Source organism: Nostoc sp. FACHB-888 (assembly GCF_014696655.1).
Classification (GTDB): domain Bacteria; phylum Cyanobacteriota; class Cyanobacteriia; order Cyanobacteriales; family Nostocaceae; genus Nostoc.
On the sequence record NZ_JACJQM010000223.1, the window covers coordinates 1 to 6,101 of the forward strand.

At 45.3% G+C, this 6,101-nt stretch carries 7 protein-coding genes; 1 reads left to right on the forward strand and 6 read right to left on the reverse strand.

Annotated features, from left to right (window positions below):
* Positions 1–493 (forward strand): MAE_28990/MAE_18760 family HEPN-like nuclease (locus H6G26_RS37250; RefSeq protein ID WP_242054230.1); only part of this gene is annotated, 493 nt, incomplete at its 5' end.
* A gap of 90 nt (positions 494–583) precedes the next feature.
* Here H6G26_RS37250 and H6G26_RS37255 read toward each other — a convergent pair.
* The 6 genes from H6G26_RS37255 to hxlA all read right to left on the reverse strand — a co-directional run bounded on the left by H6G26_RS37255 (position 584) and on the right by hxlA (position 6,063).
* Entirely contained in the window at positions 584–1,150 is a 567-nt protein-coding gene (locus H6G26_RS37255) for a hypothetical protein (protein ID WP_190736584.1), read from the reverse strand.
* Positions 1,151–1,414: 264 nt separating this feature from the next.
* The gene (locus H6G26_RS37260; RefSeq protein WP_190736586.1) at positions 1,415–2,623 is read right to left on the reverse strand and encodes an MFS transporter; all 1,209 of its coding nucleotides are present in this window, start codon (positions 2,621–2,623) and stop codon (positions 1,415–1,417) included.
* A gap of 34 nt (positions 2,624–2,657) precedes the next feature.
* Positions 2,658–4,310 carry an iron uptake porin gene (locus H6G26_RS37265; RefSeq protein WP_242054231.1) on the reverse strand — a complete coding sequence of 551 codons (1,653 nt, stop codon included), beginning with the start codon at positions 4,308–4,310 and terminating at the stop codon, positions 2,658–2,660.
* A gap of 32 nt (positions 4,311–4,342) precedes the next feature.
* Positions 4,343–4,963 carry an FMN-dependent NADH-azoreductase gene (locus H6G26_RS37270; RefSeq protein WP_190736588.1) on the reverse strand — a complete coding sequence of 207 codons (621 nt, stop codon included), beginning with the start codon at positions 4,961–4,963 and terminating at the stop codon, positions 4,343–4,345.
* A 112-nt stretch (positions 4,964–5,075) separates the two neighbouring features.
* Positions 5,076–5,339, reverse strand: coding sequence for a glycine betaine ABC transporter substrate-binding protein (locus H6G26_RS44070; RefSeq protein ID WP_190736594.1), 264 nt, complete (start codon positions 5,337–5,339; stop codon positions 5,076–5,078).
* 76 nt (positions 5,340–5,415) lie between these two features.
* Positions 5,416–6,063 carry a 3-hexulose-6-phosphate synthase gene (gene hxlA, locus H6G26_RS37280; RefSeq protein ID WP_190736590.1) on the reverse strand — a complete coding sequence of 216 codons (648 nt, stop codon included), beginning with the start codon at positions 6,061–6,063 and terminating at the stop codon, positions 5,416–5,418.
* Between the last annotated feature and the right edge of the window lie 38 nt (positions 6,064–6,101).

Below are 6,101 nucleotides of genomic sequence, written 5' to 3' on the forward strand. Positions count from 1 at the left end.
GTATTTTAAAAATGATAGAGGGATTACAAACATTTCAAATATAGACACAGACATTTTATACAACAAGATAAACGATTTAGTTGAGAGGAGAAATCAGATTGCTCACGGTTCAGAATTAGATAATATTCTAGATATATCGGAATTGGAAAATTATATCCATTTTTTGGAAATATATTGTGAAGCTCTTTTTGAAATATTGTCAGAGGAGCTTATTAAAAAAGAATCAAGTTATACATTTCAAAAGATAGAAAAAGTTGTAAAAATTTTTGCTAATAAAATATTAGCATTTGAAATTGAAAACTATACGATAAGAGTCGGAGATATACTTATTGTTGAAACTATAGAAAATAAATTTTCAAGAAAGACTATTCAGAAAATTGAATTAAATAAAAAACCATATACAGAACTTACAGTTGTAGAAAAAACAAATATTGCCATTCTTGTTGAGCCTGGTATCAAAGAAAATCAAAAATTTTACATAGTAAAACAATGATTACTTACAACATTGCAGTGCGCGTAGTAAATATTGTAGACATTCCCGCCTATTTGCCCAACGTTTACCAGTTCTGGCAAGAAACCGGTATCAGCTTGCCGCGATGATTGATTTTTCCCCATCTGACAATGTTGCTAGCACTTTATACGGTAACTCCTGATATGGTTGCAGCCACTCAATTAACCCTTGTGCTTGTGCCTGTGGTAACTGAATTCCACTTACTGCTATACCGCTTAATACTTCATATACTACGTATAACAAAGTCCCGTGACCCTCTGGCTGTAAGGCATCAATTGCCCAAATCAAACCCCCATGTTCATGGGCTGTGGCAGCTAATTTCTTCTGTGTATGTGCCATCGTTCCACCTAACAGTGCCAGAAATTGACGATATAGCTTACCGACATTACTCTCGTTAATTTCAATACCACGCTGATTTAATGAGCGTTGAATTTCTACCAACTGTTGATGCTCTTGCTCATGTTGCCAACCTATAAATGCCAGTACATCCAAACCATAAGTACTTTTAGGTAAACTATACTTTAATACACCACCAGCTAAGTAGTGCTGACCAAAATATTCACATTCTGAGTTGGCACATTTTTTCCCCTTGCCTGCCACAAACACTGCCCCCTCTAGAGTTTGAATTGTTTTACGCATGTGCCAAGATGGAAGGCTAACTAATGTGGTGTCACAATGGATACACGAATTTAGCTCACATTTCACAACTATTCGTTTGGCATCCGGGAAATGTCTTTGTGGGCGGTGGCGAGGTAACTTTATTATCACGGTGGAATGGCTGCTGTTAGGTGTTTTTTCAGCTTACCTGTAAACAACACCAATTAGACAGCTAGGGGGTTCTGTGAACATTGCTTGTGTAAGTCTGCGCTCGCGCCTAGTCGAGTACTCCGACTCCGCCAGCATTTAAGGTGCTTTTGAGGCAGTAGCGGTAAAAGCCGTGACTTGCCGTTTCATAGCAATAAAACTAACCCCCAAAACCAACAGTAGTGTGCCACAAAAGGCGTAGGTCACCCCCAAACCAAAGTTTTGACTCACAGGCTGGGTGACAATGGGTGAGAGAAACTGCCCCAGGAACAAAGAAGTAGAAAGTCCACCTAAAGCGCGTCCCCGCACGGCATCGGGTACAGCAGCGGATACCCACACCGTCATATTGGGCATCAGCAGTCCTAGTCCCAAACCTGCAATAGCTAAACCTAGCAGGATAAGTGCATAGCTGCCTACTAGACCAATTTGGATATAGCCGATACCCATGAGGAAGAAAATAAGGGGTAAAATGCTCACAAAGTCTAGTCGTGCTTTTACCTTGCCATAGCCCATAGAGGCAAAGGCACTAAACAGGGTACAAAAAGCGATCGCCATCCCACTTTGGGACGCACTAGCATTCGTCAGGCTGCGGAGATAGAAGGGTAACTGTACTGGAACCAAGTAAAAGATAATCTGGCTGAGGATCGTAACTCCATAGATAAGTAAGAGCAGCTTTGTGGGTGTAGAAGCGTTGGTGCTAGGTTGATTGCCTCCTTGGGGTGTAAGTGGGTTAACACGACGCGGCTCGTAAATAGCTATCACAATCAAGGGCAGCAGCAGCCAAGCAAATAGATAAATCAAGAAAGGGTAGCGCCAGCTCGACTCAGCCAAAGAACCACCAGCCGACAGAAACAGGACTCCCCCCAGCCCCATGAAGGCCGCTTGCAAACCCATGAAAGTAGCACGGGCAGCTCCGATATAGTAGTCGGCAATCAGCGTCGTAGCACTGACTATAACCCCGGCAACAGATAAACCCAGCAGAGCACGACCAGCCAGAATGGCAAACAGGGAGTCCAAAACAAAGCCAGAACTCCCTGCCAAACCATACAGTGCGGCGGAGACAATTAATAAAGGTTTGCGTCCCAGCCGATCTACAATTACTCCGGCGATAGGCGAACCAATGACGATAAATAGGGCAGGCATGGTTAAAACCAGTCTTACCCAAAGTTCCACGTTTCCCACTGAGGCAAAGTAGTCTTGCATGGCGGGTAGGGAAGGAGCGATGGTTGCCCCTGACATCACCGTTAGGGTGCTAGCACCGAGCAACGTGGCTTTGGTTAGGAGCGAGTTAGGATTGGACTGCTTCATAAGTACATACCTTTGCTAGGTTACATTGTGTTTTTTAGAAGGAAAAGACTGTTCGCAATGTGCCAGTGACAATCGTGCCGCTAGCCTCCTGGTTAGCCGGATGGGTAATCACCTGAATCAAGGGCGTAACCCGGATATTGTCACTGACCGGGAAGTTGTAAAATGCTTCAAAATTAGTTTGAGTGGCATTCCCGACAGCACTTTCAATAAAAGGTTGACCGAGTGCAATACCTGCTAGAGCACGCGGCACAAATAAGTTTCTTAATGCAACCCCCGCCATCCAGTAGTTGGGGCTAATATCACCCAATGTCGTGTCAAGGTAGGTAGCATAGCCGTAGCGACCAAATACGCCCAGTTGGTTACTGAGTGCCAGGTCAAAGTTGACCCCAAACCCATGAAAACCGCTACCAAATACCCTGCCGCCGCTGTACTGAAGGCGAACAGTAAAAGTTTGGCTGGGAGCGTATTCCAGTTCCATAAAACCTTGGTAGGGGTCGCCGAATAAACCCCCATCAGCGCCCCCACCCGATGTAGGAAATAGCCGGATGTCTTGAGATCCTCCGCCACCGATTAACCGCTGGTTCTCAGGGAGGCTATTCGTCGCATCCCCAGCCACGTAGATTCCCCGTAACTTCAAGGCTCTTCCTCCCGGATGCCAGTCAACAACGGCACCTGCTCCCCCAGGTCTAGGAAGTAGGATAAAGTTGTTCACCAAGGCTTGCGTTGAGAAGTCCAGAAAGCTGATGTTCGCATAGCGGTTCTTATCCACGAAGTCTGGAGCAACAATCGCTGGACCAATTGTTACTTTCAGGTCTTTTACGGGAGCAAAGGTGTAGTACAGTCGCGCAAGGCTAAACTGACCGTCCCTACCCGGAACCGAGAAGTCCAGGGTACTGCCGAGATTGGGTTCGAGAAAGCCAGCCACGTTATCAGTGATACCATCACTACCTGTCACCAAGCGGATTTTCAGTAGGTCTTTCCCGCTAAAGCTGGTGTTTAAGTCTAGACTGGTTCGATAAATGAACGTGGGATTGGGTCTGTCTTCGCTAATTACTGCACCTCTGGGAGCAATGATACGTTCACCATCAAATCCCCCTGCATTCACAGCGAAGATAGCTTGACCAGTCAACTTAGTCGTCGTGGAAAACTGATATGCCTCCAGCTCTGCTGTACGAGCTTCCAGTGCATCAACCCGACTCTGCAATGTTGCTAACTCTACGGCAAATTCCTGTTGCAGTCGCTGCAATGTCGCTAACTCCTCACGAGAAACTAAATTCTCCTTCCCCGTCCTGATTAGCTCATTTATTCGGTCAAGGACTGCATTTAAAGCTGCTGCAAATTCGTAGCGGCTCATAGCTCGGTTACCCTGAAAGGTGCCATCTGGATAACCGGCGATTGCACCATAACGTTCAACCAAAGACTGGAGTGCTTGGAAAGCCCAATCTGTAGGCTGCACATCTTTTAGCTGGCTTACGGAAGTTACCTGACCTTCTAAAGTGATGCTTTCCAAAGATTGGTTTTGGGAAACGGCTTGTGCATCGGCTTCAACAACAGCAGAATTTACCGTCATATCTTGCTGAGAACTTGCAACAGGATGTTCATCAGGTTGAGCCAATACACAAGTGCTGGGGAAAATCAGACAAAAACTACCAATACTCGCAGCAATAGATAAACCAATCTTTTTCATCGTTAAGGGTTGGGCTTACTCATCGGGCTATCTCACCAAGTGGCAACCACTTTTTCAATTGCTGCACGAGCCGCCGTCAAAGACTGTTGGCGAACTTCATCACCCGCCGCCAGATTATCGGCGTGAATAAACGTAATATCTGTAATGCCGATGAAGCTAAAAGCTGTTCGGAGGTAAGGTTCTTGAAAGTCGTACTGAGCGAAGGGAGTTCCATTCTGAAAAGTGCCACCACGAGCAGTAATAATCAGCATCTTTTTGTCTTTTGCTAAACCTTCGTAGCCGTCATTGTTGACGACAAAAGTTCGGTTGACTCGAAGAATTTGGTCAATGTAAGCCTTGAGAGTAGAGGGGATGCTGAAGTTGAACATCGGCACCCCGAAAACATAATGGTCAGCCGCCAGGAACTCATCAATTAACTCATCAGAGGTTTTAATCGCCACTGCGAGTTCGGTTGTTCTGGATTCGGCTGGGGTGAAGGATGCTGCAATCCAGGGTTCATCCACAGCCGGAACTGGATAATGTCCTAAGTCTCGATAAGTAACGGTATCCTTAGGATAAGTAGCTTTCCAGTCCGTGATAAATTCCTTCGTCAGAGTGCGTGAAATGGAGCGATCGCCACGGGGACTGGAGTCAAGGTGCAGAATGTGTGCCATAACTGTCTGTTGAAACGATGGTGTAGAAACTAAAAATGGATACTCAAGACGGTCAAATCTGTACGTCAGGGAGTTTCGGCTAGTAATAAGCAGCAATTTTCTTAGCTTGTCGTTACTCTTGAGCCATCCAAGACTCCACCTGCTTGGAGTTTTGGCTCATCCAAGCGATCGCTGCTTCTTTTGGGGTCATTCTGGCAACGTTCACCTGATAGTCCATTTCCGTAACGGCATCGAGACCGAGATACAGGCGCTTGAGTACGGCTACAGTTCGAGGCGGAAACTTACGCTCAAAATCCTGAAAAACATAGGTTCGAGGTTGAGCATTCTCAGCTACATTCCAATCGTGCTTCGGCTCATAATTGTTGTTTATTTCCAGCTTTTGTACTGGCTAGAAACTGAAAAAGATAGAGGTCTTACTCTGCAAGTCTAATGAAGCTCATGTCCTAAAGAGACTAGACTTTTAAAACGGCTACTTCGGAAGTAATTTTTTCTCGCAAACGACGAGCGACTTCTCCCGGAGATTGAGCGTTGTAGATAGCAGCACCAACGGCAACCATATCAGCTCCCGCTGCTTGGACTTGTTGAATTGTGTCTTCTTTAATTCCACCTGCAACTGATAGCGGAATTTTGACAGCGTTTCGTATCGCTTGGATGGCATTAAGTGGACTTAAGCCCTGGGCTTGTTCATCTAATCCGGAGTGAATCTCTAGGTAATTGACTCCTAAATTTTCCAGTTCACGGGCGCGTTTTTCCCGATTACTAACGCCAATCATATCGGCACTGACTATTTTGTTATATTTCCGTGCCGCTGCCACGGCTCCTTCTAGGGTTTTGTCGTTGGCTACAGCTAATACAGTCGTAAAGTCAGCGCCAGCTTTGAAGGCTATCTCAGCTTCTAATTCTCCAGCATCCATCGTTTTCATGTCGGCAAAAATTAGTTTGTCGGGGAAAAACTTTTTGAAGGTTTCTACTACTTTTAATCCTTCTTGCTTGATTAATGGAGTTCCGGCTTCAATGACATCCACGTAAGGAGCCACCTCTTTTAGCAGATTTATGGCTTGGTCAAGTGACAAAAGATCTAGGGAAACTTGTAATTTCATGGAAATCCCTCATTTAGAATGTACTTAATTCAATTGAA